The 25,849-nt window shown below is 59.8% G+C and carries 23 protein-coding genes; 15 read left to right on the forward strand and 8 right to left on the reverse strand.

What is annotated here, in order from left to right; all coding sequences use genetic code 11:
* Positions 1–44: 44 nt before the first annotated feature.
* Positions 45–1,421 (forward strand): class II 3-deoxy-7-phosphoheptulonate synthase, encoded by a 1,377-nt coding sequence (locus OK142_RS00660; RefSeq protein ID WP_035223251.1) that lies wholly within the window; start codon positions 45–47, stop codon positions 1,419–1,421.
* Positions 1,422–1,489: 68 nt separating this feature from the next.
* Here OK142_RS00660 and OK142_RS00665 read toward each other — a convergent pair whose 3' ends face one another.
* The 6 genes from OK142_RS00665 to OK142_RS00690 form a co-directional block, all read right to left on the reverse strand.
* Positions 1,490–3,229, reverse strand: a complete 1,740-nt coding sequence (locus tag OK142_RS00665; protein WP_216331378.1) for a TadG family pilus assembly protein — start codon at positions 3,227–3,229, stop codon at positions 1,490–1,492.
* A gap of 1 nt (position 3,230) precedes the next feature.
* The gene (locus OK142_RS00670) at positions 3,231–3,653 is read right to left on the reverse strand and encodes a TadE/TadG family type IV pilus assembly protein (protein WP_035242473.1); all 423 of its coding nucleotides are present in this window, start codon (positions 3,651–3,653) and stop codon (positions 3,231–3,233) included.
* 147 nt (positions 3,654–3,800) lie between these two features.
* On the reverse strand, positions 3,801–4,640 hold the full coding sequence (radC, locus tag OK142_RS00675; protein WP_498680692.1) for a RadC family protein: 840 nt from the start codon (positions 4,638–4,640) through the stop codon (positions 3,801–3,803).
* Between the two features lie 13 nt (positions 4,641–4,653).
* A complete protein-coding gene (gene map, locus OK142_RS00680; RefSeq protein ID WP_003495840.1) occupies positions 4,654–5,487 on the reverse strand; it encodes a type I methionyl aminopeptidase in 834 nt (277 codons plus the stop codon).
* Positions 5,488–5,518: 31 nt separating this feature from the next.
* The gene (gene sfsA / locus OK142_RS00685; protein WP_216331375.1) at positions 5,519–6,238 is read right to left on the reverse strand and encodes a DNA/RNA nuclease SfsA; all 720 of its coding nucleotides are present in this window, start codon (positions 6,236–6,238) and stop codon (positions 5,519–5,521) included.
* Positions 6,239–6,545: 307 nt separating this feature from the next.
* Positions 6,546–8,405: a PHA/PHB synthase family protein gene (locus OK142_RS00690; RefSeq protein WP_498680693.1), complete on the reverse strand. Its 1,860-nt coding sequence runs from the start codon at positions 8,403–8,405 to the stop codon at positions 6,546–6,548.
* Positions 8,406–8,544: 139 nt separating this feature from the next.
* Between OK142_RS00690 and OK142_RS00695 the strand changes: the two genes are divergently transcribed.
* Positions 8,545–8,970, forward strand: coding sequence for a hypothetical protein (locus tag OK142_RS00695; protein WP_253204058.1), 426 nt, complete (start codon positions 8,545–8,547; stop codon positions 8,968–8,970).
* A 488-nt stretch (positions 8,971–9,458) separates the two neighbouring features.
* On the opposite strand, the gene fnrN is transcribed toward OK142_RS00695, so the two are convergent.
* Positions 9,459–10,184 (reverse strand): transcriptional regulator FnrN, encoded by a 726-nt coding sequence (fnrN, locus tag OK142_RS00700; protein WP_137037638.1) that lies wholly within the window; start codon positions 10,182–10,184, stop codon positions 9,459–9,461.
* A gap of 213 nt (positions 10,185–10,397) precedes the next feature.
* Here fnrN and hemN point away from each other — a divergent pair, with 213 nt between their 5' ends.
* The 8 genes from hemN (at position 10,398) to OK142_RS00740 (ending at position 18,508) form a co-directional block, all read left to right on the forward strand.
* On the forward strand, positions 10,398–11,747 hold the full coding sequence (hemN, locus tag OK142_RS00705) for an oxygen-independent coproporphyrinogen III oxidase (protein ID WP_498680694.1): 1,350 nt from the start codon (positions 10,398–10,400) through the stop codon (positions 11,745–11,747).
* Between the two features lie 114 nt (positions 11,748–11,861).
* Positions 11,862–12,146: an acyl carrier protein gene (locus tag OK142_RS00710; RefSeq protein ID WP_003495848.1), complete on the forward strand. Its 285-nt coding sequence runs from the start codon at positions 11,862–11,864 to the stop codon at positions 12,144–12,146.
* 89 nt (positions 12,147–12,235) lie between these two features.
* Positions 12,236–12,715 (forward strand): 3-hydroxyacyl-ACP dehydratase FabZ family protein, encoded by a 480-nt coding sequence (locus tag OK142_RS00715; protein ID WP_082184297.1) that lies wholly within the window; start codon positions 12,236–12,238, stop codon positions 12,713–12,715.
* 207 nt (positions 12,716–12,922) lie between these two features.
* Positions 12,923–14,119: a beta-ketoacyl-ACP synthase gene (locus tag OK142_RS00720; protein ID WP_035242476.1), complete on the forward strand. Its 1,197-nt coding sequence runs from the start codon at positions 12,923–12,925 to the stop codon at positions 14,117–14,119.
* A 12-nt stretch (positions 14,120–14,131) separates the two neighbouring features.
* Entirely contained in the window at positions 14,132–15,415 is a 1,284-nt protein-coding gene (locus tag OK142_RS00725) for a beta-ketoacyl-ACP synthase (RefSeq protein WP_498680695.1), read from the forward strand.
* Between the two features lie 149 nt (positions 15,416–15,564).
* Positions 15,565–16,593, forward strand: a complete 1,029-nt coding sequence (locus OK142_RS00730; RefSeq protein WP_082184294.1) for a zinc-binding dehydrogenase — start codon at positions 15,565–15,567, stop codon at positions 16,591–16,593.
* A gap of 5 nt (positions 16,594–16,598) precedes the next feature.
* The gene (locus tag OK142_RS00735; protein WP_035242794.1) at positions 16,599–17,528 is read left to right on the forward strand and encodes a lipid A biosynthesis lauroyl acyltransferase; all 930 of its coding nucleotides are present in this window, start codon (positions 16,599–16,601) and stop codon (positions 17,526–17,528) included.
* A 281-nt stretch (positions 17,529–17,809) separates the two neighbouring features.
* Positions 17,810–18,508, forward strand: coding sequence for a hypothetical protein (locus tag OK142_RS00740; RefSeq protein WP_498680696.1), 699 nt, complete (start codon positions 17,810–17,812; stop codon positions 18,506–18,508).
* 45 nt (positions 18,509–18,553) lie between these two features.
* On the opposite strand, the gene OK142_RS00745 is transcribed toward OK142_RS00740, so the two are convergent.
* Positions 18,554–19,357: a TSUP family transporter gene (locus tag OK142_RS00745; RefSeq protein ID WP_035242795.1), complete on the reverse strand. Its 804-nt coding sequence runs from the start codon at positions 19,355–19,357 to the stop codon at positions 18,554–18,556.
* Positions 19,358–19,540: 183 nt separating this feature from the next.
* Here OK142_RS00745 and OK142_RS00750 point away from each other — a divergent pair, with 183 nt between their 5' ends.
* The 5 genes from OK142_RS00750 (at position 19,541) to recJ (ending at position 25,804) form a co-directional block, all read left to right on the forward strand.
* A complete protein-coding gene (locus OK142_RS00750; protein ID WP_498680697.1) occupies positions 19,541–20,500 on the forward strand; it encodes a nucleoside hydrolase in 960 nt (319 codons plus the stop codon).
* 301 nt (positions 20,501–20,801) lie between these two features.
* Positions 20,802–22,022: an LL-diaminopimelate aminotransferase gene (locus tag OK142_RS00755; protein ID WP_003495867.1), complete on the forward strand. Its 1,221-nt coding sequence runs from the start codon at positions 20,802–20,804 to the stop codon at positions 22,020–22,022.
* 61 nt (positions 22,023–22,083) lie between these two features.
* Positions 22,084–23,394, forward strand: coding sequence for a homoserine dehydrogenase (locus tag OK142_RS00760; RefSeq protein WP_003495869.1), 1,311 nt, complete (start codon positions 22,084–22,086; stop codon positions 23,392–23,394).
* Between the two features lie 275 nt (positions 23,395–23,669).
* Entirely contained in the window at positions 23,670–23,894 is a 225-nt protein-coding gene (locus tag OK142_RS00765) for a hypothetical protein (protein WP_498680698.1), read from the forward strand.
* 101 nt (positions 23,895–23,995) lie between these two features.
* Positions 23,996–25,804, forward strand: coding sequence for a single-stranded-DNA-specific exonuclease RecJ (gene recJ / locus OK142_RS00770; RefSeq protein ID WP_498681700.1), 1,809 nt, complete (start codon positions 23,996–23,998; stop codon positions 25,802–25,804).
* Positions 25,805–25,849 lie beyond the last annotated feature (45 nt).

Genomic DNA, 25,849 nt, shown 5'->3' on the forward strand with positions numbered 1-25,849 from the left:
AGGCGGCCGCGCGAAAATCGCGCGGGCGAGAAAAGGGTAAGAACATGGCACAGAATTGGACCCCCGGCAGCTGGCGGCAGAAGCCAATCCAGCAGGTTCCCGAATATCCTGACGCGGCGGCGCTTGCGGCGACGGAAGCCACACTTGCGACCTATCCGCCGCTGGTTTTTGCCGGTGAAGCCCGTCGCCTGAAAAAGCAGCTTGCCAATGTGGCCGAAGGCAACGCCTTCCTGCTGCAGGGTGGCGATTGCGCTGAAAGCTTCCTCGAGCATGGCGCGGACAATATCCGCGACTTCTTCCGCGCTTTCCTGCAGATGGCCGTCGTCCTGACCTATGGCGCGCAGCTGCCCGTCGTGAAGGTTGGCCGTATTGCCGGCCAGTTCGCCAAGCCGCGCTCTTCCAACGTGGAAGTGCTCGATGGCGTGACGCTGCCGTCCTACCGCGGTGACATCATCAACGGTATCGAATTCAACGAAGGTTCGCGCATACCGAGCCCGGAGCGCCAGCTTGACGCCTACCGCCAGTCGGCGGCGACGCTGAACCTGTTGCGCGCTTTCGCGATGGGCGGTTATGCCAACCTGGAAAACGTTCATCAGTGGATGCTTGGCTTCATCAAGGACAGCCCGCAGGCGGACCGTTACCGCAAGCTGGCCGACCGGATTTCCGAAACCATGGATTTCATGAAGGCGATCGGCATCAGCGCGGAGAACAATCCGAGCCTGCGCGAGACCGATTTCTTCACCAGCCATGAGGCCCTGCTGCTGGGTTACGAAGAGGCGCTCACCCGCGTCGATTCCACCTCGGGCGACTGGTATGCCACCTCCGGCCACATGATCTGGATCGGTGACCGCACGCGTCAGCTTGACCATGCGCATGTGGAATATTTCCGTGGCATCAAGAACCCGATCGGCCTGAAATGCGGTCCGTCTCTGACGCCGGACAATCTGATCGAGCTGATCGATGCGCTGAACCCGGCGAACGAGGCCGGACGCCTGACGCTGATTTGCCGTTTCGGTCATGACAAGGTGGCGGACAGCCTGCCGAAGCTCATCCGTGCGGTTGAGAAGGAAGGCCGCAAGGTCGTCTGGTCCTGCGATCCGATGCATGGCAATACGATCACGCTCAACCACTACAAGACGCGTCCGTTCGAGCGCATCCTGTCGGAAGTCGAAAGCTTCTTCCAGATTCACCGCGCCGAAGGCACGCATCCGGGTGGCATCCATATCGAGATGACCGGCAAGGACGTGACGGAATGCACGGGCGGCGCGCGCGCCGTGACGGCGGATTCGCTGTCCGACCGTTACCACACCCATTGTGATCCGCGTCTCAACGCCGATCAGGCGCTGGAACTGGCCTTCCTTCTGTCGGAGCGCATGAAGAGCGGCCGGGACGAGAAGCGCCTGGCGATTGCCAACGCCTGATATTAAAGCCTTAAACGAAAAAAGCCGCCGGGAGACCATCCGGCGGCTTTTTCATGCGCGGTGCTGAATTACTGCACCAGCGCCGGCTGCTGGCACCGAACATCCGTGACCCGTACATCGGCCTCGCCGATCTTGACGCCGAGAACCAGAAGCACGTTGTAGAGCAGCTGATCGACTGGGGCCGTGACCACGGAAAGCGTATTGGCAAGTGCGGCCTGGATTCCCGCCAGCCCTCCCAGATCGAGGTTGAGGAAGAGGAGCCTGATATCCAGATCGAGGTTCTTCAGCAGGGAACTGACGAGAGTGGTAACGGTGTCCTTGGTGGAGACGCTCTTGATCTTTGCCTGGGTAATATCCGACTGCGTGAAAGTCAGCTTGGTTTTCTTCATGTTGGTGGCGTTGATGAGAGCGCTGCCATTGATGGCGAGCAATGCAGAATCCACGATCGCTGTTTTGGTGACGCGCGGGTCCTTGCCGAAATTGGCGAAGGCCGAGGTATCGACATTACCGAGGGCGATTTCCGCGACGCCGGGGACGACCTCGACATCGACGGTTCCCTGTCCGCCGCCCGTGCAGCGAATATCGGCAAGCCGTGCTTCGGCATGGGCGACTTCCACATAGAGCGGAACATTGACCTTCAGGCCGGCAATCGCCTGAAGCCCATCGACCACGACATTGACCGCCAGCCGGGTCTGCGCGGTACGGACCACGGTGCCCGGACCGCCGACGGCGAGTGACGGCGTTTCGACAGGTGGTTCACCGATGGCAAGCGTTGCCTTGACCGAGGCGAGACCCAGCAGGTTGGCGTTGAGATTAAGCGCCAGCTGGTTGCCGCCATTGCCCGCCACGGCGGCGGCATTGATGAGATCGAAGACGCCGGCGGTGACCTTGAGGTTTTCGCCGCTACCGATCAGCTTGTCGGAGAACGGCCCGAGATTGAGGATTTCCTCAAGCTTGAGCTTGATATTGCTCTTGTTGACGGTTTTTTGCAGCGCAGTCAGAATGGTGGCGACAGCCGGCTGCAGGCCGGTGGTCTTCGTCAGCGCATTCAGGAACTGGCCATAGGTGATTTCCGTTTTCAGAACATCCTTGTAGGTGCCGGCGGTGAGTTTGAGATCGACGGCCAGCGCCTCGACGACATGTAATGCGTTGACATCGGCAGCGAGCAGCGCCTGATAATCCATGAGCTTGAGCGAAACCGTGGTGCCGAGCAGGCCGCCGAGCAGGCTGTTCAGGATTCCATCGTCGAGGCTTGCGAGCCGCGATCCCACCGAAAATGCGGCGATCTTCTGGGACGAGGCGGTTCCGACCGCTGAGACCTTGGGCGCCGTTGTAAAAGCGGAGGCGAAGAATATCTGGCCTTTTTCGACGATGTTCACTTTCACCGCATTGGTGGGCAGGGCATTGTCAACGAATCGCTGGTCGACTGGAAGCGTAGCGTCGGGTTCGTAGTGACCTTTTACGATCTCGGCATAACCGTTGCTTTTGGCAAATTCGTTCAAGGGGTCGAAAGGTTCAAGACCGGTTGCGGTCAACAGGCCGTTTGGCGTTTTGACCCCGAGGTCCATGCCGTTGAGGGCGAAATATTGCTGGACCGCCTTTTCGGGATCGGCCGCATTGGCCGCCGCCGAAATGGCTGCAAGATCAGCGGTCTGTTGCAATTGCCGCTTCTGCAGGGTCAGGTAGCCATAATCAACACCGAGCGCCAATATACCGATGAAAAGCGGCGCGGTGAGCCCGGCCGATATGGCGATGTTGCCCCTGCGGTCCTTGGCGAAACGGGAGAGCAAAGAAGAGATGGTCAGCATGTCATGCTCCTCCGATCCGGATGGTGGAAAAACGCCGGATGACCGGCTCGGGCAGGGTGTAGCTGTAGAGGCTCCAGATCGGCAGATCGCGGGCGTCATACTCGACTTTGACCGTGAACTGGTTGGCATTGGCGGGATCGGTGGAGACATTCACCGTGAAACGCTTCTTGTCCATGAAAGCGTAGTTGAGGCTGCTCTTGGTGATGAAATCCCGGGCGAGCTGCTGGCGTTCGGTCGTGTTCAGCCCGGCAACCGCCGTTCGTGCCGCATCAGCGGCGATCTGCTGCACCGAATAGGCCGCCATCAGGTAGATGCCGTAGGCGATCATGGTCAGCAGGACGAGAAAGAAGATCGGCGCGACGATGGCGAACTCGACAGCGTTCGAGCCGGACCGATCGCGAAGGAAACGCATTGCATTACGCATAAAGCACCCCCGTTTCTCCAGGCACCAAGGTTCGATGCCTTGATTTATTATTTTCGGAAATGCTAATTTATAGGTATTAATTTTGTATTGATGCCGCTCTTATGGGTTGCAGGCGAGAAAGAATCTTCGCGTCAGCGTCAGTCAATGTCAGATCAGCCGAAGCCCTTTGAAGCTTGCATGGCCGTCCTTGCCGATGATGATGTGGTCGTGCACGGCGATGCCGAGCGGCTTTGCCGTATCGATGATGGTTTTGGTCATCTCGATATCCGCACGCGAGGGGGTGGGGTCTCCACTTGGGTGATTATGGATTAAAATCAAGGCGGTAGATGAAAGTTCAAGCGCGCGGCGAACGACTTCCCGGGGGTAGACCGGTGTGTGGTCGACGGTTCCCAGGCCCTGTACCTCGTCAGCGATCAGCACATTGCGCTTGTCGAGGAACAGGATGCGGAACTGTTCGCGTGTCTCATGGGCCATGGCGGCGTGGCAATAATCGATGACAGACGACCAGGAACCGAGAACCTGCTTGTTGCGAATCTCACCTTTCAGCATGCGCTGCGAAACCGAGGCGACGAGCTTCAGATCGAGTGCCACGGCCTCGCCCACGCCCTTCACCTCCTGCAACAGCGGCAGCGGCGCGCCGAGCACGCCGCCGAGGGTACCGAAACGGGCGATCAGCGCCTTGGCGATGGGTTTGGTATCGCGCCTCGGGATAAGCCGGAAAAGCAGAAGTTCCAGCAGTTCGTAATCGGCAAGTGCGGTGTCGCCGCCGTCGCGATAGCGCGTTCTCAGCCGGTCGCGGTGGCCGTGATAATGGGCGATTTCCGCGTCCGGCTCCGCCATGATCGGTTCGGCGGTTTTTTTGAGCGCGCTTTGCGGTTCGGCAAAAAAGCCGCGCTCATCCTGCCCGTCGAAAAGCTCGCCCTTTCCCGCCTGAAAGCCGGATGTTGTTGAAAGATCGGCGGAAGGCGGGGCGGGGCGTTTTGCCATAGGCGGTCTGGCCTTATGTGAGCGGCGGCAGGCCCGGACGGTCGAAGCCACCCGGCGACAGCGTGAAGATTTCGCAGCCGGTGGCCGTGACGCCGACGGCATGTTCGTATTGTGCGGAGAGCGAGCGGTCGCGTGTCACCGCCGTCCAGCCGTCGGAGAGCACCTTCACATGCGGCTTGCCGAGATTGATCATCGGCTCGATGGTGAAGATCATGCCCTCGCGGATTTCCGGGCCTTCGTCCGGGCGGCCGTAATGCAGGATATTGGGCGTGTCATGGAACAGGCGTCCGACACCGTGGCCGCAGAAGTCACGCACCACCGAGCATCGCTCGGCCTCGGCATAGGCCTGTATGGCCGCGCCGATCGCACCGGTGCGCGCACCGGGCTTTACCGCTGCGATGCCGCGCATCAGGCACTCGTAGGTCACTTCCATGAGGCGCTCGGCGGCGCGCTTGATCTGGCCGACCGGATACATGCGGCTCGAATCGCCGTGCCAGCCATCCAGTACATAGGTCACGTCGATATTTACGATGTCGCCTTCGCGCAGTGGCTTCTCGTCCGGAATGCCATGGCAGACCACGTGGTTGATCGAGGTGCAGACGGACTTCGTATAACCGCGATAGTTCAGTGTTGCCGGCAACGCGCCATGGTCGGCACCGAATTCGAACACGAAACGGTCGATGGCATCCGTCGTAACACCCGGCTTGACGATTGCGGCCAGCTCGTCGAGGCAACGCGCCGTCAACTGGCACGCCTTGCGCATTCCCGTGAAATCCTCCGCCGTGTAGAGGCGGATGACGCCGGTATTCTTCAAGGGAGCGGATGCCGCGTCGATATAGGTGACCATGATCGTGCTTTCTGTCTTTTTACATCTTCGTTCATAAAGCAGCGGGACGCCATTCGTCCATCGCAACCGTTCCGCTGACCGAAATTTGTGCCGGAGAGACCTCGCATTTCACCGCATAGGCCTCGACACCACGCGCCATGGCCCGGTTGAATGCCATGGCATAGACCGGGTCCAGATCGTCGCAGATGCGCATGCGGTCGCAATCATTTCGCTGGATGAGGTAGAGCATCACCGCGCGGTGACCGGCTTCAACCGCGTCTCCCAGTTCCTCAAGGTGCTTGGCGCCGCGTTTGGTGGTGGTATCAGGGAATTCGGCCAGACCTTTTTCCCTCATGAAATGCACGTTCTTCACCTCCACATAGGCATCCGGCCGGCCGATTTGCGAAAGAAGGAAATCGATACGGGAATTGCGACCGTATTTCTGTTCGCGCCGGATCGTCGAATATCCCATCAGCTGCGGGATGCGCCCGTTGATGATGGCTTCTTCCGCCAGCCGGTTCGGCATGCCAGTATTGATGCCGACCACGGTGTCGTCGGCCTCGACCATTTCCAGCATGTGCCGGTACTTGCGGGTGGGACTGTCATGTTCGGACAGCCAGATGCGCGATCCCGGTGCGGTGAGCCCGCGCATCGAGCCGGTATTGGGGCACGAACCGGTAATCTCCGTACCGTCTTCCAGAACGGCATCGAAGAGGAAACGTTTATAGCGGGCGATCAGCGTGGCGGGAACAAGCGGGGGCGTGAAGAGCATGGGGCCAGAAAGATGAGAGGTGGGTGGGCTTGCGCGTTTTGGAGCACAGGATTTTTATAAAAACACTTTTGATTCATTGGCATAATACAAAGGTTCGCGCTTGGGTGCGTCGGTAAAGAATTCTTCTTTTTCGCGATTCGCTTCCGTTCCTCATCCCTGTGCTTGTCACAGGGATCCAGCCAGCCCAAGTCCTTGGGCTGAAAGAACTCCTCTCCTCCGCGCCGACGCGCGTCGACTGGATTCCTGTGACAAGCACAGGAATGAGGGAGGGGGGCTGTCGCGTATGGGTCACTTTTGCGCCGATATTTTAAGAAAGAACATAGGTTCCCGGGGCATCGCCGATTACCGGTTGCTTGCCGTCTTCCGGCTTCCGCGCCTTCACCTTTTCAGCACTCTGGCTTTCGATCCAGTTCTGCCAGTGCACCCACCAGGAGCCCTTATGGGCGGTGGCGGCGGCCTGCCAGGCATCTAAGTCTCCGGATGGTGATGTGCCTGTCCAGTACTGGTATTTTTCAAGTTCCGGCGGGTTGATGACGCCTGCTATGTGGCCGGACGCGCCGAGCACGAATTCCACCGGGCCGCCGAACAGTGCTGCGCCCGTGAAGACCGATTTCGCCGGCGCGATATGATCGTCGCGGGTGGCAAGATCATAGACCGGGATTGTGATGTCGCCGAGATTGATCCGCTTGTCCGCCACGCGCATCAGCCCGCGGGCGAGATTGTTGTCGAGATAACAATTGCGCAGATAGAAGGAATGGCAGGCGGCGGTCACGCGCGTCGAATCGGAATTCCAGTAGAGGAGATCGAAGGGCAGGGGTTCCGTGCCGCGCAGGTAATTATCGACCACATAAGGCCAGATGAGATCAGACGCACGCAGCATGTTGAACACGGTCGCCATGACCGATCCGTCGAGATAACCGACTGCCTGCATGTGCCTGTCGAGCGCCGCAAGCTGGCCTTCGTCGATGAAAACCTTGAGGTCGCCCGCATGCACGAAATCCGTCTGGGCGGCGAGAAGCGTCGCGCTACGAATACGCTCATTGCCTTCCTGCGCATGCAGCGCCAGTGCCGAGGACAAAAGCGTGCCGCCGACGCAATAGCCGATGGCGTTGATCTCCTTTTCGCCGGTCCTTTCCTCGATGGTGTCGAGGGCGAAATCGATGCCTTCGCGGATATAGTCCTCCCAGCCTTTTTCGGCCAGTTGCGCATCGGGGTTGATCCACGAGACCATGAAGACGCTGTGGCCTTGGTCCAGGCACCAGCCGACGAAGGATTTCTGCGGGTTGAGATCGAGGATGTAGAATTTGTTGATCCATGGCGGCACGATGAGCAGCGGCCGTTTGAAGGCCTTTTTCGTCGTCGGCGCGTAGTGGATGATTTCGCAGAGCGGGCTTCTGGCAACAACCTTGCCGGGGGTAACGGCGATATTCTGGCCGATGACGAATTTGCTGTAATCCGTCTGGCGCAGTTTCAGGTGACCATGGCCGGCCGCGACATCTTCCGCCAGCTGCGCCATGCCCTTGACGAGGTTGGCGCCGCTGGAGGCGACCGTCTCGCGGAAGACCTGCGGATTGGTAAAGACGAAATTGGCCGGCGAGAGCGCCTCCGTCACCTGGCGCATGTAAAACAGCGCCTTGGTGCGGGTGTGTTCGTCCAGCCCCTCGGCTTCCGTCACCATCCGGTCGGCGAAACCGGCGGTGGTCTGATAAGCTTTGAGGAGAAAATCGAAAAACGGATTGGCCTGCCAGTCCGCATCGGCAAAGCGTCTGTTCCTGCGCTCCGCAGAGCCGGTTTCAGCACTTTTTGCCGAGGCAGAATCGGTATCCTCGGAAAATTGCGCCACCGACTTCGCCCAGAGATCGTAGTAGCTCGACAGAAGATGGGTTTGCGCTTCAAGGGAGCGCTTGGGCTCCGCCATCCAATATTCGGCGACATCGGACAGCGTCTTGACGAGATCGGTCACCGGATCGGCGCTCGTCTGGGGAATTTCGCCACGCTCTCGGGGAGCAAGCCATTCGGACGCGGCCTTGCCGAGATTCTCCAGCGCGCGGGCGATGTTGACCACGAAGGTTTCGGGATCGCGGATCAGGTAGGCTTCGGCGGCCCTGGCATCGAAACCGGGCGTTTTGCCGCCCTTTTTCTTAGGCCCGCCGTCAACACCTGCCATGCGTCATCCTCCACCAAATTTGTGTTTGCACATTCTGCATGAAAACGAATACAAGTTCCACCAGCAAGGGGAGGCCGCAAAGGGCCGAACCGCAGTCGAATTCGATATCGGCAGATATCCTTACAGGCGGAACATGACGATGGGCAAGCAGATGGGCACATGGGGAACATATGCGGAAAACGCCGCAAGAATCGCCGTTCTTTCGCTCTCCGGCGCAATGTTCGTCACAACGCTTGCCGCCTGCAAGGCGCCGGAGCCGATCGTCGCTCCCGCCCATATGCGCCGCCCGACAGCCGAAATCGTCGGCCCGCGCCCGGTCAGCGACAATGCGGTGAGCCAGAAGCGCGACACCGGCACCTATCCGACCTTCTCAGCGCCGATGACGGCCGCCGGCACCCAGATGGGCGACGACGAGGCCTCCACAATGGAATCAAACCTCTCCCGCCTCGGTGCGGCACGCCGCAACGGCCAGATTTCGGAAGCCGAATACAAGCGCCGGGTCGCGGAATTGCGGGCGCTTGGCGAAAACCAGAAGCCGGTTGCGACGCCTGCTGCTTCGCAGTGAGGTTCCTCCGCGCCTGATGTGCGGACACGGGGATTATCCCGAGCATATACAATCATTTAACTGACGAGACCTGCCTCATAAACGGCGGCCTCATATGAGCCAGGAGGCTGCATATGGAGCGAGCGCGTGCGTCCTGCTTCTTCTCCCCGCCGGGGAGAAGAAACAAGCCGCGATGCCGATGTTTCTACAGCGATATTTACGGCTGACGGGCCATCTCGGCGCGGCGATCATAACCCCTTCTTTACCCTGCATTTGAACCATCCGCTTACCCAAGTTGTTAAGCGGATGGATGAAGTTTGCCGACTATTGTGCAGACATAACAAACAGGCCGCTGAAAAGGCGGCATACAGGGTGAAATATCATGAGATGCATCGCTGCTTTGCTGGTTCTTGCCGGTTTTGCGCTCGCACCCGCTCAGGCGCGGGCGCCTTACATCACCATCGGAACGCCAGCCCTTCAGGGCCGATGAAAACTTTGCGGGATGCCGGTCAGTCGTTGCCGGCGGCGTCGCTCAGTGCATCGAGATCTGGCACCGTTATATGGCGGTTGTTCTCGATGCGGATGATGTCTTCCTTGCGCAGCTTGGTCATTTGCCGGCTCACCGTTTCGATGGTGAGGCCGAGAAAATCGGCGATATCGGCGCGTGACAGCGGCAGGTCGAAGGAGGATTTATCGTCGTTTTCCGGGTCGATATGGGTGGCGATCATATAAAGGAAGCTGGCAACCTTTTCCTGCGCGGATTTACGCCCAAGCGTCAGCATCCAGTCGCGCGCTTCATCCAGTTCCTTCAGAGACTGGCTGTGAAGCTTGCGCTCCATGTCCGGAACTTCTGAAATCATCCGATCGACGATGCGGCGCGGGAAAAGACAGATTTCCACATCGGTTGCGGCTTCCGCCGTCATCTTGCTTTCCGCCATGAACGGGCGGCCGAGAAAATCCGGTGCGAACTGCAGGCCGACGATCTGCTGGCGGCCATCCGACATCATTTTCGAGAGCTTGACCACGCCATTGAGGATATTGCCGTAGGAGGTGACGAGTTCGCCCTGGCCCAGCAGCTCATTGCCCGCTTCCAGCTTTTTGCGGCTGGAGTGGCGGTTGAGGTCGCAGAGTTGCTGTGGCGTCAGCGTGCTGCAAAGACCGCCGTGACGTGCCTCGCAGGAGCGGCACACGACGGGATCTTCCGAATTGTGGATGGTCTTCTGCAGCGTGTCCATAAGCCTTTTCCAATGCTGGCTTTTTCGGAACGATTGCGACCGCGGGTTTAAAATCCGGTCTCTTCGAAGGCTTGCGCCGCGTAGCCGTCGCCCCAGCGTCTACTTTAGCAAGAACTTAAGGCGCAATTTGATTGAAGTCAAAGTTGCAAACTGTCGCAGCCGTTACTGAAAGAGAGGAAATCGACATTTTCTTGATAAAAGGCAAATCGGGTGATGAATACCGAACTTCTTCGCAAATATTCAGGTGCCGTTCCGCGTTACACGAGCTATCCGACAGCCCCGCATTTTCACGAAGCGGTCGATAACGTCACCTACCGGCAATGGTTGGGCGAGCTCGGCCACAGGAATCGGATATCGCTTTACCTGCACATTCCCTATTGCGACCGGCTGTGCTGGTTCTGTGCCTGTCACACCAAGCACACGCTGAAATACGAACCGATTGCCGTTTATCTTGAGGCACTTAAGCGGGAGATAGCAGCTGTTGGAGCACTGGTTTCCCCCGATGCTGTGGTAAGCGCGGTGCATTTCGGCGGCGGTTCGCCCACTATGTTGAGACCTGAGGACATGGTGAGCCTGATGGATTGTCTGAGACGTCATTTCACCTTTGGACTGGCACCGGAAATCAGCGTGGAGATGGACCCGAACGACCTGGACGACGGCCGATACGATGCGCTTGCCGCCATCGGCATGACGCGTGCAAGCCTCGGCGTTCAGGACTTTGATGACAAAGTGCAAAAAACCATCAACCGGATACAGAGCTTCGAGCAGACGCAATCGGTGGTAGATGCGGTGCGGGCGAGGGGTGTTCATTCCGTCAATTGCGACATTCTCTATGGGCTTCCATTCCAGACCTGCGAGACATTGCGAAAGACGGTGGTGCAGATCGTCTCGCTCGATCCGGACCGGGTCGCACTTTTCGGTTATGCCCATGTTCCCTGGATGAAAAAGCACCAGTCGCTGATCCCCGAACAGGCGCTTCCCGATATTGCCGAGCGTTACCGCCAGATGACGATGGCGGCGGCGATGCTTGGCGAGGCGGGTTACAGGGCAATCGGGATCGACCATTTCGCCAAGCAGGCCGATACGCTCTGCCAGGCGGCGGAGGCGGGAGAGCTGCGGCGGAATTTTCAGGGCTACACCACCGATACGGCCGATGCGCTGATCGGGCTTGGCGCGTCCTCGATCGGCCGGCTGCCGCAGGGCTATGTGCAGAACATGGTGGCGACGGGGGAATATCAGCGTCTCGCGGGCGAGGGCGGTCTTGCCGTCGTCAAAGGGATAGAGCTCTCAGAGGATGATCATCTGCGTTCGCATGTCATCGAACGGCTGATGTGCGATTTCTCGATTGATCTTGCGGATTTGCGGCATCGCTTCGGCAAGGTCAGCCAGTCGGTGAGAACGCAGGCGCAGCATTTTGCCGCAATCGACAGGGATGGCGTCGTGCAGCTGGACGCCGATATTTTTGCGGTGACGGAGGCGGGAAAGCCTTTCGTCCGTAATATCGCGGCAATCTTCGACACCTATCTCGGCAATGGACGCGGCCGCCATTCGGTTGCTGTTTAGGCAACAGTTTCAGGGCAAATTTCAAAGTTACGTCACGAAACCATTGGCTTTTTTGTGCGACTTGCCTATGTGGTGCGTCAGACAGGATAATTCATACGAACGACAATAAGGATTATGGGCGTGACAGCTACATTCGACAAGGTTGCCGACATTATCGCCGAAACCAGCGAAATCGACCGCGAAACCATTACGCCGGAGAGCCACACGATCGACGATCTGGGCATCGACAGCCTCGACTTTCTGGATATCGTTTTCGCCATCGACAAGGAATTCGGCATCAAGATTCCGCTCGAGCAGTGGACTCAGGAAGTCAACGAAGGCAAGGTTTCCACCGAAGAATATTTCGTGCTGAAGAACCTCTGCGCCAAGATCGACGAATTGCGCGCAGCCAAGGGCTGAGGCGACGATGCCCGCGTCACGCGGGCATTTCTCTTTCTGGACCCTGCCTTTAGAGGCGGGTCGCAACCGACCAGAAACGGGCCGGACGGATGCTGCTTGAATATTTTCAGATGATCGACAAGGTTGAGGCCGTGGACATGGCGACGCGCACGTTGAAGGCGCAGTCCGTCGTTCCCGACAAGAGCCCGGTTTTCGAGGGACATTTCCCCGGCATGCCGCTGGTTCCGGGTGTGCTTCTGATCGAGACCATGGCGCAGGCTTCCGGCATGATGGTTCTGGCATTCAGCGATTTTGCGTCCATGCCGTTCCTGATGTCGGTCGATGGCGCCAAGATGCGGACCTTCGTGGAGCCGGGTGCCGTTCTCGATATCGAGGCGGTGCTGGAGCATGACGGTTCCGGTTTCGCCGTCACCAAGGCGAAGATCACTTCCGGCGGCAAGAAGGTCTGCGATGCGCAGCTGAAACTCAGGACCATGCCCTTCAGCGACATTCCGCTCGGTCCCATCGTGAAGAAGCGGGCCGAGGAAGTCGGCCTGATGGCGGCAATCGCCGCGGACGCACAGAAATAAGCGTTTCCGGCCCTTCGATGCAGGACGTTTTCCCACCGGCCTGGTTTCGAAGCATGAAAATCGTGGGCTCGCGACAGCGGATCGGGCCTTCACCATTGCCAATCCGCACCGCGCGCTTTATTCCGCAACGCATGAAGTGGTTGTTCGCAACCGCTGTTGGATAGCCGCGACCGTTTCGATGGGGCCGGCTGCAAAGGATGACAGACGATGAAATCTGACAATGATGTGGTGATAACAGGGGTCGGCATCGTGACCTGTCACGGCGTCGGAAGCCAGGCGCATGTCGCGCTTCTTTCGGGAACGGCGGCGCCTGAGACAGTGGTCGAGACCGAAAAGTTCAAACCCTATCCGGTTCACCCCATGCCGGAAATCGACTGGTCCGCGCAGATCGCCAAGCGCGGCGACCAGCGCCAGATGGAAAACTGGCAGCGTCTCGGCGTGTTCGCCGCTGGTCTGGCGCTCGACGATGCCGGGCTGAAGGAAAATGCCGAAGCCTGCGCCACCATGGACATGATCGTTGCTGCCGGCGGCGGCGAGCGCGACATCAATGTCGATACGCTGATCGTCGACGAGGCGCTGAAGCGCAATGACCGCGAAAAGCTGCTGAACGAGAAGCTGACGACCGAACTGCGTCCGACGCTGTTTCTCGCCCAGCTTTCCAACCTGATGGCCGGCAATATTTCCATCGTGCACAAGGTTACCGGCTCTTCGCGCACTTTCATGGGCGAGGAAGCGGCCGGCATTTCCGCCGTTGAAACCGCGTTTCACCGCATCCGCTCCGGCGAATCCAGCCACGCGCTGGTGGGTGGCGCCTTCTCGGCCGAGCGTCCCGACATGATCCTGCTGTTCGAAGCCATCGGCGCACATGCGCAGGGGGGCTGGCAGCCGCTGTGGTCGCGTGGTGACCAGGACGGTGGCGGTATGATTTCCGGCTCGCTCGGTGCCTTCCTCGTGCTGGAATCGCGCAAGCACGCCCAGGAACGTGGCGCCCGGATCTATGCCCGCATCGACGCCATCGAGGGCGATCGCGGCAGCCGTGACGAAGGTAAGATGGAGAAGCGTATGGAGCGTCTCCTCGCTCCGGCAAAGGATAGTGCGGCGACCGTCGTGTTTTCCGGCGCAAGCGGTTATGACGAGGTTACCCAGCGCGAGAAGGATATTCTCGAAAAGGCTCTGCCGCAGGCCGTCATTCGTGGTTTTGGCGGTGTCACCGGCCATGGGCTTGAGGCGCAGTTTCCGCTTGGGCTCGCATTGGCTGCCCTGACGCTTGAAAGCGGCGCGAAGGTTCCGGCTTTCGATGCCGGCGCGGAAAAGCCGATGGGCGAGGCGGCCAGCGAAGCGGTCGTCACCACCGTCGGCCATGTGCGCGGCGAAGGTGTCGCCGTTCTGTCCCGTGACGTTTGAGGAGAAAAGACCATGACTTCCAATTTCAAGGATCATCTCGGTCGCCCGATCGTCGCCGTCACCGGCATGGGCATCATCACCTCGCTGGGGCAGGGGCTTGCCGATAACTGGGCGGCGCTGACATCAGGCAAATCGGGTATCCACAAGATCACCCGTTTCCCCACGGAGGGGCTTTCCACCCGTATCAGCGGCACGGTCGATTTCATCGACGTTCCCGCACCGAATTCCGTCGAACGCTCCTATGCCTTTGCGCGCGAGACGACCATCGAGGCGCTTGCGCAGGCCGGTATCTCCGGCGATTTCGACGGACCGCTGTTTCTGGCAGCGCCGCCGATCGAGCCGGAATGGAGTGCACGTTTCGAGCTTGCAGACCGGTCTCCGCCGGCCGCCCAGCCGGGTGACGCCTATGAACGTTTCCTGACGGCCTTCCGTCAGCGTCCCGATCCGGCGTTCCAGGAAGCTGCACTTTTCGGCGCGATTTCCGAACGTCTTTCCGAGCGTTTCGGCACCCGCGGCCTGCCGGTAACACTCTCGACCGCCTGTGCATCCGGCGCGACTGCAATCCAGCTCGGCGTCGAGGCTATCCGTCAGGGCCGCACCGAGCGGGCACTGACGGTTGCGACCGACGGTTCGGTGAGCGCCGAGGCGCTGATCCGCTTTTCGTTGCTGTCGGCGCTGTCGACCCAGAACGACCCGCCGGAAAAGGCTTCCAAGCCGTTCAGCAAGGATCGCGATGGTTTCGTGATCGCCGAAGGTGCAGCCACGCTGGTGCTGGAATCGCTCGAAGCCGCCGTCGCACGCGGCGCCAAGGTTCTCGGCATCATCAAGGGTGCCGGTGAAAAGGCCGACAGTTTCCACCGCACACGTTCCTCACCCGATGGCGGACCCGCGATTGCGACGATCCGCGCGGCGCTGGCCGATGCAGGCGTGGCTGAAAGCGATATCGGCTACATCAACGCCCACGGCACCTCGACGCCGGAGAACGACAAGATGGAATATGGCTCGATGCTTGCCGTCTTCGGTGAGGGCCTGAAGAATATTCCGCTGTCGTCCAACAAGTCGATGATCGGGCACACATTGACGGCTGCGGGTGCGGTTGAGGCGGTATTCTCGCTGCAGACCATGCTGACCGGCACCCTGCCGCCGACGATCAACTACAACAATCCCGATCCCACCATTTCGCTCGACGTGGTGCCGAATGTGAAGCGGGACGCGACGGTGAATGCCGTGCTTTCCAACTCCTTCGGCTTTGGCGGGCAGAATGCAAGCCTTGTCATGACACGGGAACCGGCATAATCGGTTCCGCCAGACAGAAGCGTTTCCGGCCCGAACGGACGTCCGGAAACGCTCTCGCTTCTTTGATTACGCATTCCGACCGCAAAACCGTTACAGAGTTTTGCTGGAATTACTCTTGAGATAAACGCCTTCGGGCGAAGGACTGAAACATGCGCGCTCTTCAACTCGTCGACGACCGGAAGCTCGAAAAAGTGGACCTGCCCGAACCGGATGCACCGGGACCGGGCGAGGTGACACTGCGCGTCAAGGCCGTGGCGCTCAACCACATCGATGTGTGGGGCTGGCGCGGCATGGCTTTTGCCAAGCGCAAGATGCCGTTGACCATCGGTGCCGAGGCCTCCGGCGTGGTCGAAGCCATCGGTCCCGGCGTGTCGAATGTGCTGCCGGGCCAGCTCGTCGCGGTCTACGGCGCGCGCACCTGCGGGCTCTGCAAGCCCTGTCGCGAAGGCCGTGACAATCTGTGCGAACATGTTCAGGGCGTGCACGGTTTCCATCTCGACGGTTTTGCGCAGGAAAAGATCAATATTCCCGCCCGCCAGCTCGTTCCGGCTCCGCATGGCGTGGATGCCATCGGCGCGGCGCTTGCCCCGGTGACTTTCGGCACGGTTGAGCACATGCTGTTCGACAATGCCAAGCTTGAGCCCGGCGAAACCATCCTCGTGCATGCGGGCGGCTCGGGCATCGGTACGGCGGCGATCCAGCTTGCCAAGAAGATGGGCTGCACCGTGATCACGACGGTCGGTTCCGACGACAAGATCGAACGGGCGAAGGCGCTTGGCGCCGATCACGTCATCAACTACCGGACAGACCGTTTCGAAGGCGTCGTGCGCAAGCTGACGAAAAAGAAGGGTGTCGACGTGGTGTTCGAACATGTCGGCAAGGACACTTTCGTCGCCTCGATGTTCTCGCTGAAACGCGGCGGCCGCCTCGTCACCTGCGGTTCCACCTCCGGCGTCTCCACCGATATCAATCTGATGATGCTGTTCCAGCAGCAGCTGAAGCTGCTCGGCTCCTTCGGCTGCCGCATGGAAAACATGGCCAATGCCATGCAGAAGATGGCGCGTGGCATCGTTCACCCTGTTATCGACACCGAAGTCACCTTCGATGATATCGACCGGGCGCTGGAACGCATGGAAACGCGCCAGGTGTTCGGCAAGATCGTTCTGCGGATGGATTGACCATCGTGAAATTATTCCTCACGCGGATCGTCCTGAAACTGGACCATTTCCGGCAATGGCTGATTGCGACATTTGCCTTCGGCCTTCTCAACCTGCTGAAGCTTTTTCCGGCGGATGCGGGCATTCGCGCCGCTGACCGGCTGGCGCGCTTCGTGGGGCCGAAAACCGGCCGCCACCGGTTGATGCTGTATAATCTCGCTCGCGCCTTTCCGGAAAAATCCGAGGAGGAGCGCCTCGCCATTGCCATGGACAGCTGGGCCAATATGGGTCGGCTTGCGGCGGAATATGTCTTTCTCGACCGGCTGTTCGATTTCGATCCGGAGAAAAACGAGCCCGGCCGTATTCAGGTCGAGGGCATTCCGACTTTTCTCGAACTGCGCGACAATCCGCGGCCCTTCATCGTCTTTACCGCCCATAGCGGCAATTTCGAACTGTTGCCGGTGGCCAGTTCCGCCTTCGGTCTGGATGTGACCGTGCTGTTCCGGCCGCCGAACAATCCTTTTGTGGCCGACAAGGTGTTCAAGTTCCGCAAGGAACGCATGGGCAATCTCGTGCCGTCGCATGCCGGCTCGTCCTTCGCGCTTGCGCGGCAGCTGGAAAGGGGCGGCGGTGTCGGCGTGCTCGTCGACCAGAAGTTCAGCAAGGGGCTGACGACGAAGTTCTTCGGCCTTGAGGTTCGCACCAATCCGCTGCTTGCCAAGCTGGTGCGGCAGTTCAACTGCGATGTCTATCCCGCCCGCTGCATCCGTCTGCCGGATAATCGGTACCGGCTGGAAATCGAGCCGAAGGTCGAGATCCCGCGCGATGAAAAGGGCAATGTCGACATCCAGGCGACAGCGCAGCTTCTGAACGACAAGGTGGAAAGCTGGGTCCGCGAATATCCCGGCCAATGGCTCTGGTATCACGACCGGTGGGACGTCAAACACCAGATCTGAGGCGTTTGCCGCGTCCCTGTTTGCGCTTGATTTCCACAAAGTTCGGCCGCGAATTTGTATATTTCGATATTTTTCCATATTAGTGGAACCTCATTTTTCGCTCATGGATTATCGAAATTGAAAAAATAGCGGCGGCTGTGATATTTTGGACAACAATCCCTGCGGCGTTTGCGCGCTTCGTTACCTCATTTTTAAAGGCGCGGACGCTACAATAAGGGGATAAAGGGTCCATCCGTTCGGATCGGGAACGGTGTGTGTTTGCCCGTTCAGGGAGAGTTGGGTTGAAAGATTTGATTGAGCTGTTCTGGCTGCGTTACACGGAACTGCAATCTGCCGTTGGTAAGAACGAGGCCGACAAGATCGCGGTGCTGGAGCGTGAACTGGAGCAGCTTCTCGAGCGGGTTGTCGGGCGTCAGACTGGAAGTTCCGAGGACATTCGCGAGCAGTTTCGATTCGCCATTGATCTCCTCAACCATGAGGCGGAAGATCTCGGCTGCGTGCAGCGCAACTCCGAGCTTCTGAGAACTCTGGTTGACCGGTATGTCGGCATGCCGCTCAAGTCAAAGGTCATCGGCGACGAGGACGAGGACACTCTGGAGTGGCACCACAGGCATCTGGTCCTCGATGAGGACATGCTCAACGATCTCGACGAGCCCGTTGTCATCGTTTCCCCCGGCTACCGGGTATCCTTCGCCAACGCTCTCGACGCCTTCCAGCGCAACGCGCCGGAGGGTCTTGTCGGCTGCCATATTGCCGAGCTTGTCGGCGTCCACCGTTTCCAGAACGACCTGCGTGAGAAACTCGACAATTGCTTCAAGGGCGACACGTCGAAATATACCTATGCGGAAGACCATAACGGCAACACGATCGTGAAGTCGCTGGAAATGTCGCCCTGCTATTCCTCCACCTACAAGCTCGTCGGTGCGATGGTGGTGATCAGGGAAATCGCCGACCGCAGACGTGGCCGCGCCAGCGCTTGAGAATGAATGCGTTTCCGGTTTGGACGGAAACGCTCCCGCTCCCTGTCATTTCGGAAAAATCGTATCCCAGATCGTGGCGATCGACCATGCGGATGAGGCATCCACAAGAAGCTTCGTCGCCATGGCCAGGCAGGAGAGAACCAGCAGCGGGCGAATGATCTTTGCGCCGTTCTTCATCGCAAAGCGTGATCCGATCTGCGCGCCGACGAACTGGCCGACACCCATGGCAAGGCCGAGCTTCCACAGAACCGCGCCGCCAATTGCAAAAACAACGAAACCGCCGAAGTTCGAACCGAGGTTCAGAAGCTTGGTATGGGCGGTTGCCTTCAGCATGCCGAACCCGGCAAGCGCCACGAAGGCCAGCATGTAGAACGAACCCGCGCCGGGGCCGAAAACGCCGTCATAAAAGCCCACCAGCGGTGCGACCGTCAGGCCGAAAACGAAGGGCGTGATACGGCGGTGGCTATCGATATCGCTGAGCTGCGGCTTGAAGGCGAAATAAAGGGCGATGGCGATCAGCAGAAACGGCATGATGGTGCGCAGGAGATCCGACGGCACGAAGGCGGCGGTGACAGCGCCGAGCCCTCCGCCGAACATGGCCATGATGGCCATCGGCAATTGCTCCCTGAGATTGACATGGCCGCGCCTTGCATAGGCAAGCGTGGCGGAGGCCGAGCCGAACTGCGATTGCAGCTTGTTGGTGCCGAGCGTGTCGAGCGGCGGAATTCCCATGATCAGCATGGCCGGAATGGTGATGAGACCGCCGCCGCCGGCAATGGAATCGATAAATCCGGCAAAGATGGCGACGCAGAAAAGGACGAGGAAAACGTTGAGGGCGATGTCTTGCACTTGGCATGTCCGGGCAGGCGGAAGGGAGAGGACCTCTTCTTTCACCGAAAAGACCGCCACGCAATATTTTTCTCTCTGATCTGCTGCAGTCGGGGGGATTGCGGTGTTGCCGCTTATGGGTATGTTTCCGTGGCGCATCGCCAGGAGTGGCGGTGAGGCTCAGGACATACGGATGAGGGCATTATGCATAAAGTGATATTCGATACGGACCCCGGTGTGGATGACGCGATGGCGCTTCTGTTCCTGCATCGCCACCCCGATATCGATCTGATCGGCGTCACCACGGTCTTCGGCAATGCGCCCATCGATATCACCACCCGCAATGCGCTTTTCCTGAAACGGGAATGGCAGATGACGGCACCGGTCGCCAGGGGCGCGGGCGTGACCTTCGATCCCGCCCGCAAGGAAGGCCATTGGCCGACATTCATCCACGGCGAAAATGGTCTTGGCGATATCGACATCCCCGAGACCGTCGATCTGCCGCTCGATCTGCGTCCGGCGCACCGCTTCATCATCGAGACGGTCAAGGCCAATCCCGGCGAGGTAACCCTGATTGCCGTCGGCCGCATGACCAATCTGGCGCTGGCGCTGCGCGAGGAGCCGGATTTTGCGGCCTTGGTGAAGCAGGTGATCGTCATGGGCGGCGCCTTCGACATTAACGGCAATGTTTCGCCGGCGGCCGAGGCCAATATTCACGGCGATCCGGAAGCGGCCGACCTCGTCTTCACGGCCCCCTGGCGGGTGGTGGTTGTCGGTCTCGACGTGACGACAAAAACGGTGATGACCAGCGCCTTCATGGCGGAGATGGCCAAGGCCGGCGGCAAGCCGGTGCAGCTGCTTTCCGACCTGTCGCAATTCTACATCGATTTCTACAAGACACGCACGGGCGACGGCATGGTGGTGCATGATAGCTGCGCCTGCGTTTATCTCGTTGCACCCGAACTGTTTGAGACCCGCAGCGGCCCGGTACGTGTGGTCTGCGGCGGTCTTGCCGATGGCCAGACGATCCAGAAGCCGGATGGCCGCGCCTTTCCGCCGGGCGACTGGGACGGGCATCCAAGCCAGCTGGTCTGCACGGATATCAAGCCGGAGCGCGTGCTTTCGGTCATCCGCACGGCAATTGTGAAGGGCGAGCGCGGCTGATCGCCAGGAATGGCCGTTCTTGAGCATGGCTTGCCTTGCATTTTCCAAGAATCTGGCGTTATGCAGGTTTCCTGATCATGTTGCGCGATCCGCCTTGCTGGAGGGGCCGAAAAGGCCGTGCCGAAGGCACGGGCGGATGATCGCGATGCCGCGCAGACCGAGAAAAGCCCTGTAGGTTTTCCCGTGCTTTGCGCTACAATGAATAACGCCTGCCGGATCGGTTCGTGTCGGCGGCGTTTAAAAACAAAAACGAACCTTCGTTATGGACCGGAAGAACCGGTCCATTCCCATGAGGAAAGAGATGGAAGAGTTTCATAAGGTCCGGCGTCTGCCGCAATACGTCTTCGAACAGGTCAACCGTTTGAAAGCGAGCGCGCGAGCGGCCGGGGCCGATATCATCGATCTCGGCATGGGCAATCCCGACCTTCCGACCCCCAAGGCGATCGTCGACAAGCTTTGCGAGGTCGTTCAGGATCCGCGCACCCATCGTTATTCCTCGTCCAAGGGCATTCCCGGCCTTCGCCGCGCGCAGGCAGCCTATTATGCCCGCCGTTTCGGCGTGAAGTTGAACCCGGATACGCAGGTTGTCGCCACGCTCGGTTCCAAGGAAGGTTTCGCCAATATGGCGCAGGCCATCACGGCGCCCGGTGACGTGATCCTGTGTCCGAACCCCACCTATCCGATCCACGCCTTCGGCTTCCTGATGGCGGGCGGCGTTATCCGTTCGATGAATGTCGAGCCGGATGAAAGCTTCTTCGGGCCTCTGGAGCGGGCTGTACGCCACTCCATTCCAAAGCCGCTTGCGCTGATCGTCAATTACCCGTCTAACCCGACGGCGCATGTTGCCTCGCTCGATTTCTACAAGGACGTGATCGCGTTTGCGAAGAAGCACGAGATCATCGTGCTGTCCGACCTTGCCTATTCGGAAATCTATTTCGACGACAACAACCCGCCGCCTTCCGTGCTGCAGGTTCCGGGCGCGATCGACGTTGCGGTCGAATTCACCTCCATGTCGAAAACCTTCTCCATGCCCGGCTGGCGCATGGGCTTTGCCGTTGGCAACGAGCGGCTGATCGCGGCGCTGACCCGCGTGAAGTCCTATCTCGACTACGGCGCCTTCACGCCGATCCAGGTTGCGGCGACGCATGCGCTGAACGGTGACGGCTCCGACATTGCGGAAGTGCGCAGTGTTTATCGCCGCCGCCGCGACGTCATGGTCGATACTTTCGGCAAGGCAGGTTTCGAGGTTCCGCCGCCGGCGGCGACGATGTTTGCCTGGGCGAAAATTCCGGAAAAGTTCCGTCATCTCGGCAGCCTTGAGTTTTCCAAGATCCTCGTCGAGAAGGCAGATATCGCCGTTGCCCCCGGCATCGGCTTTGGCGAGATGGGCGATGATTACGTCCGCCTCGCGCTCGTGGAAAACGAGCATCGAATTCGTCAGGCAGCGCGCAATCTGAAGCGTTTCCTGTCGAGCGCAGACGAAACGATGCACAATGTCGTTTCGCTCAACGCCCACAGATAAGGGCAACCGAAGGCGGCCGGGTCCCGGCCGCCACCATCATCAGCAAATCAGGAACATACCCATGGCAGATTCATTGAGAATCGGCATAGCGGGGCTCGGCACTGTCGGCGCTTCGCTCGTGCGCATCCTCCAGCAGAGAAGCAACGAACTTGCAAACACCTGCGGACGCGCGATTGAGATTATTGCCGTCAGCGCGCGTGACCGTTCGCGCGACCGCGGCATCGATCTCAAGGGTATTACCTGGTTCGACACGCCCGAGCAGATGGCGAGCGAGGCCGATATCGACGTATTCGTCGAACTCGTCGGTGGCGCTTCCGGGCAGGCGGAAAATGCCGTCCGCTCCGCACTCGCGCGCGGTCTCCATGTGGTGACTGCCAACAAGGCTCTGCTTGCCAAGCACGGCGTGGAACTGGCGACGATTGCCGAAGAGAAGGGCGCGCTCCTCAATTTCGAAGCGGCTGTGGCCGGCGGTATTCCCGTCATCAAGGCGCTGCGCGAGTCTCTCACCGGCAACCATGTGTCGCGCATCTACGGCATCATGAACGGCACCTGCAACTACATCCTGACCAAGATGGAGAAGGAAGGACTTTCGTTCGAGGCCTGTCTGAAGGAAGCGCAGCGGCTGGGTTATGCGGAAGCCGATCCGGCCTTCGATATCGAGGGCAACGACACCGCCCACAAGCTTGCCATTCTGACCACGCTTGCCTTCGGCAGCAAGATTTCGGCCGATGACATCTATCTGGAAGGCATCACCAACATCTCCAGCGAGGACATCCAGGCGGCAGCCGACCTCGGCTATCGCATCAAGCTTCTCGGCGTGGCGCAGGTGACCGAATCCGGCATCGAGCAGCGGGTGCATCCGACCATGGTTCCCCTCGATTCCGTCATTGCCCAGGTTGATGGCGTGACCAATGCGGTCGCAATCGAATCCGATATTCTCGGCGAGCTGCTGATGGTCGGTCCGGGTGCGGGCGGCAACGCCACGGCCTCGGCCGTGCTCGGCGACATCGCCGATATCGCCAAGAGCCGTCCCGGTGCCCAGCAGGTCCCGGTGCTCGGCCGCCCGGCGAAGTCGTTGACGGAATATCGTCGCGCCAAGATGAAGAGCCATGAGGGCGGGTATTTCATTCGCCTGACGGTGAAGGATCAGGCCGGCGTCTTCGCCTCCATCGCCAGCCGCATGGCGGACAACAACATCTCGCTGGAATCCATCGTGCAGCGCCAGCGCGTGCATGTGGAAGGCGCGCCGCAGACGATCATCCTCGTTACCCATGCAACGATGGAAGATGCGATCCGCAAGGCCGTGAAGGCGATCAAGAACGAGAAATATCTCGTCAGCGAACCGCAGGTCATCCGCATCGAGCGGACCTGATAAATCAGAAAAGATGGCGTCGTGTCTGATGCCGGACACGACAGCCTCTCGTCAAACGCGACGTCATCCTCGGGCTCGACCCGAGGATCCAGTTTCTTGTGGCGGTGGGTCCTCGGGTCAAGCCCGAGGATGACCGAACAGAAGTTTCAGCGAAACCTGTTTGGCTTTTATTTGAACCGGTAACGCCTATAAAATTTGTGCGAGCCTCTCCAAACTCACTGGAATGCAACGCGATTCGCCTCTATGGTTAATCATGTTCACCAAGCGAGGGAGGCGTGGCCGTGACATCGATTATCCTTTTCAAGGACAACAAGCGCGAAGGCGTTCTGGCCACCCATCATCGGGCACGGCCTCACAATGCCAATGACAATATTCGAAGCATGGAATTCGATATTGCCGACTATGAGCGCAACTGGTGTTCGCTTGCGGTGTTTTCACTGCTGCTGCTGGTCGGCGCCGTGTCGATCGTCAGCCCGTTCTTCTCGATTTTTTCGGTGTGAAACCCTACGCAGGCGTTTTTGCTTGAAAAACCCGCCATCGCCATTTAGCCCGGTGTAAGAAAGGCGCGGATGCGCACGCACACGACAGGACGATGGACAGGATGGCAATGATGGAGCCGGCCGATACCGTGGCCCGCGCATTTCTGAGCGTGGAGCGGTCGGCGACAGAACAGCGCTGGGTTTCACGGCTGGATCAAGCCGGACAGAACCGTGCGCTGGCCATGTCGCAGGTCCATGCCATTCCCGAACTGATTGCACGGGTGCTGGCCGGGCGCGGGGTGGGCGTCGATGACGCCCTGACATTCCTTGATCCCACGATCCGTTCCCTGATGCCCGATCCGCATATGCTGACCGATTGCGAAAAGGCGGCCGAAAGGCTCGTGCGCGCCATCGAGACCGGCGAAAAAGTGGCGATCTTTGGCGATTACGATGTCGACGGCGCTGCCTCTTCCGCCTTGATGTACCGTTTTCTTGCGCATTTCGGGCTCACACCGGAAATCTACATTCCTGACCGGATTTTTGAAGGCTACGGGCCGAACCCGGCGGCGATGCAGCAGCTTGCCGCCAATGGCGCCACTCTGATCGTGACGGTCGATTGCGGCTCCACCAGCCATGAATCGCTGCAGGCCGCGAAGGATGCGGGCACCGATGTGGTGGTGATCGATCACCACCAGGTTGGCTCGGAACTGCCGCCGGCAGTCGCGCTGGTCAATCCCAACCGGGAGGACGATCTTTCGGGGCAGGGGCATCTCTGCGCCGCCGGCGTGGTGTTTCTGGTGCTGGTCGCTACCCTCAGGCTGCTGAAAGACAGGCGCAACCGGCAGGCCTTCACGCTCGATCTACTGTCGCTCCTCGATATCGTCGCGCTCGCCACCGTTTGCGATGTGGTGCCGCTGAAGGGACTGAACCGCGCCTATGTGGTGAAGGGGCTGATTGCGGCGCGCCATATGAACAATGCGGGGCTCGCGGCGCTGTTCAAGAAGGCAGGGCTGGGCGGGCCGGTGACGCCCTATCATTTCGGGTTCCTGATCGGGCCACGCATCAATGCCGGCGGCCGTATCGGCGATGCCGCGCTCGGCAGCCGCCTCCTGACCATAGAAGACCCGTCACAGGCTGAAGTCATCGCCGAGAGGCTGGATGAGCTGAACCGCGAGCGGCAGGCCATGGAAGCCGCGATGCTGGCGGAAGCAGAAGCGGAAGCCCTGTTCGAATATGGCGACGGGTCTGGTGCCGGTGTCATCGTCACCGCCCGGGAAAACTGGCATCCGGGTATTGTCGGCCTGCTCGCTTCGCGGCTGAAGGACCGTTTCCGCCGTCCGGCTTTTGCAATTGCTTTTGATCCCTCCGGCAAGGGCACGGGTTCCGGCCGCTCGATCAACGGTTTCGATATGGGCCGGATGGTGCGGGCTGCCGTGGATGCGGGACTGCTGGTCAAGGGCGGCGGCCACGCCATGGCTGCCGGCCTGACGGTGGAGCGCGCCAATCTCGGCAAGCTCAGGACTTTCTTCGAGGAAGCGGCGGCAAAGACCGTGAACGAGCTGGTGGAAAGCAGCGTGCTGAAGATCGACGGCGCGATTGGCGCGTCCGGCGCGACATTGCAGCTGGTCGATCAGCTGGAGCAGGCAGGTCCTTATGGCTCCGGCCATTCCCAGCCGATCTTTGCCGTGCCCGCCCACAGGCTGCGCGATGTGCGCCTCGTCGGCACCGCCCACGTCAAGATCACGCTCGAGGCCATGGACGGCTCGCGGCTGGACGGCATCGCATTTCGCGCCGCAGAGGCTCCTCTAGGGCAGATGCTGCTGAATGCGCGCGGCAGGTCCATCCATGTCGCGGGCACGGTGGGCGCCGATCTCTGGCAGGGCCAGAGGCGTGTGCAGTTGCGGGTTCTGGACGCGGCTTTCGCGCCCTGAAGGGGCTGCGGATCGAGCTTCAATTTCAGGGAAACAGCGGACGGA

Origin of the sequence: Agrobacterium sp. BT-220-3 (genome assembly GCF_025910175.1) — a bacterium.
GTDB lineage: Bacteria > Pseudomonadota > Alphaproteobacteria > Rhizobiales > Rhizobiaceae > Agrobacterium > Agrobacterium oryzihabitans.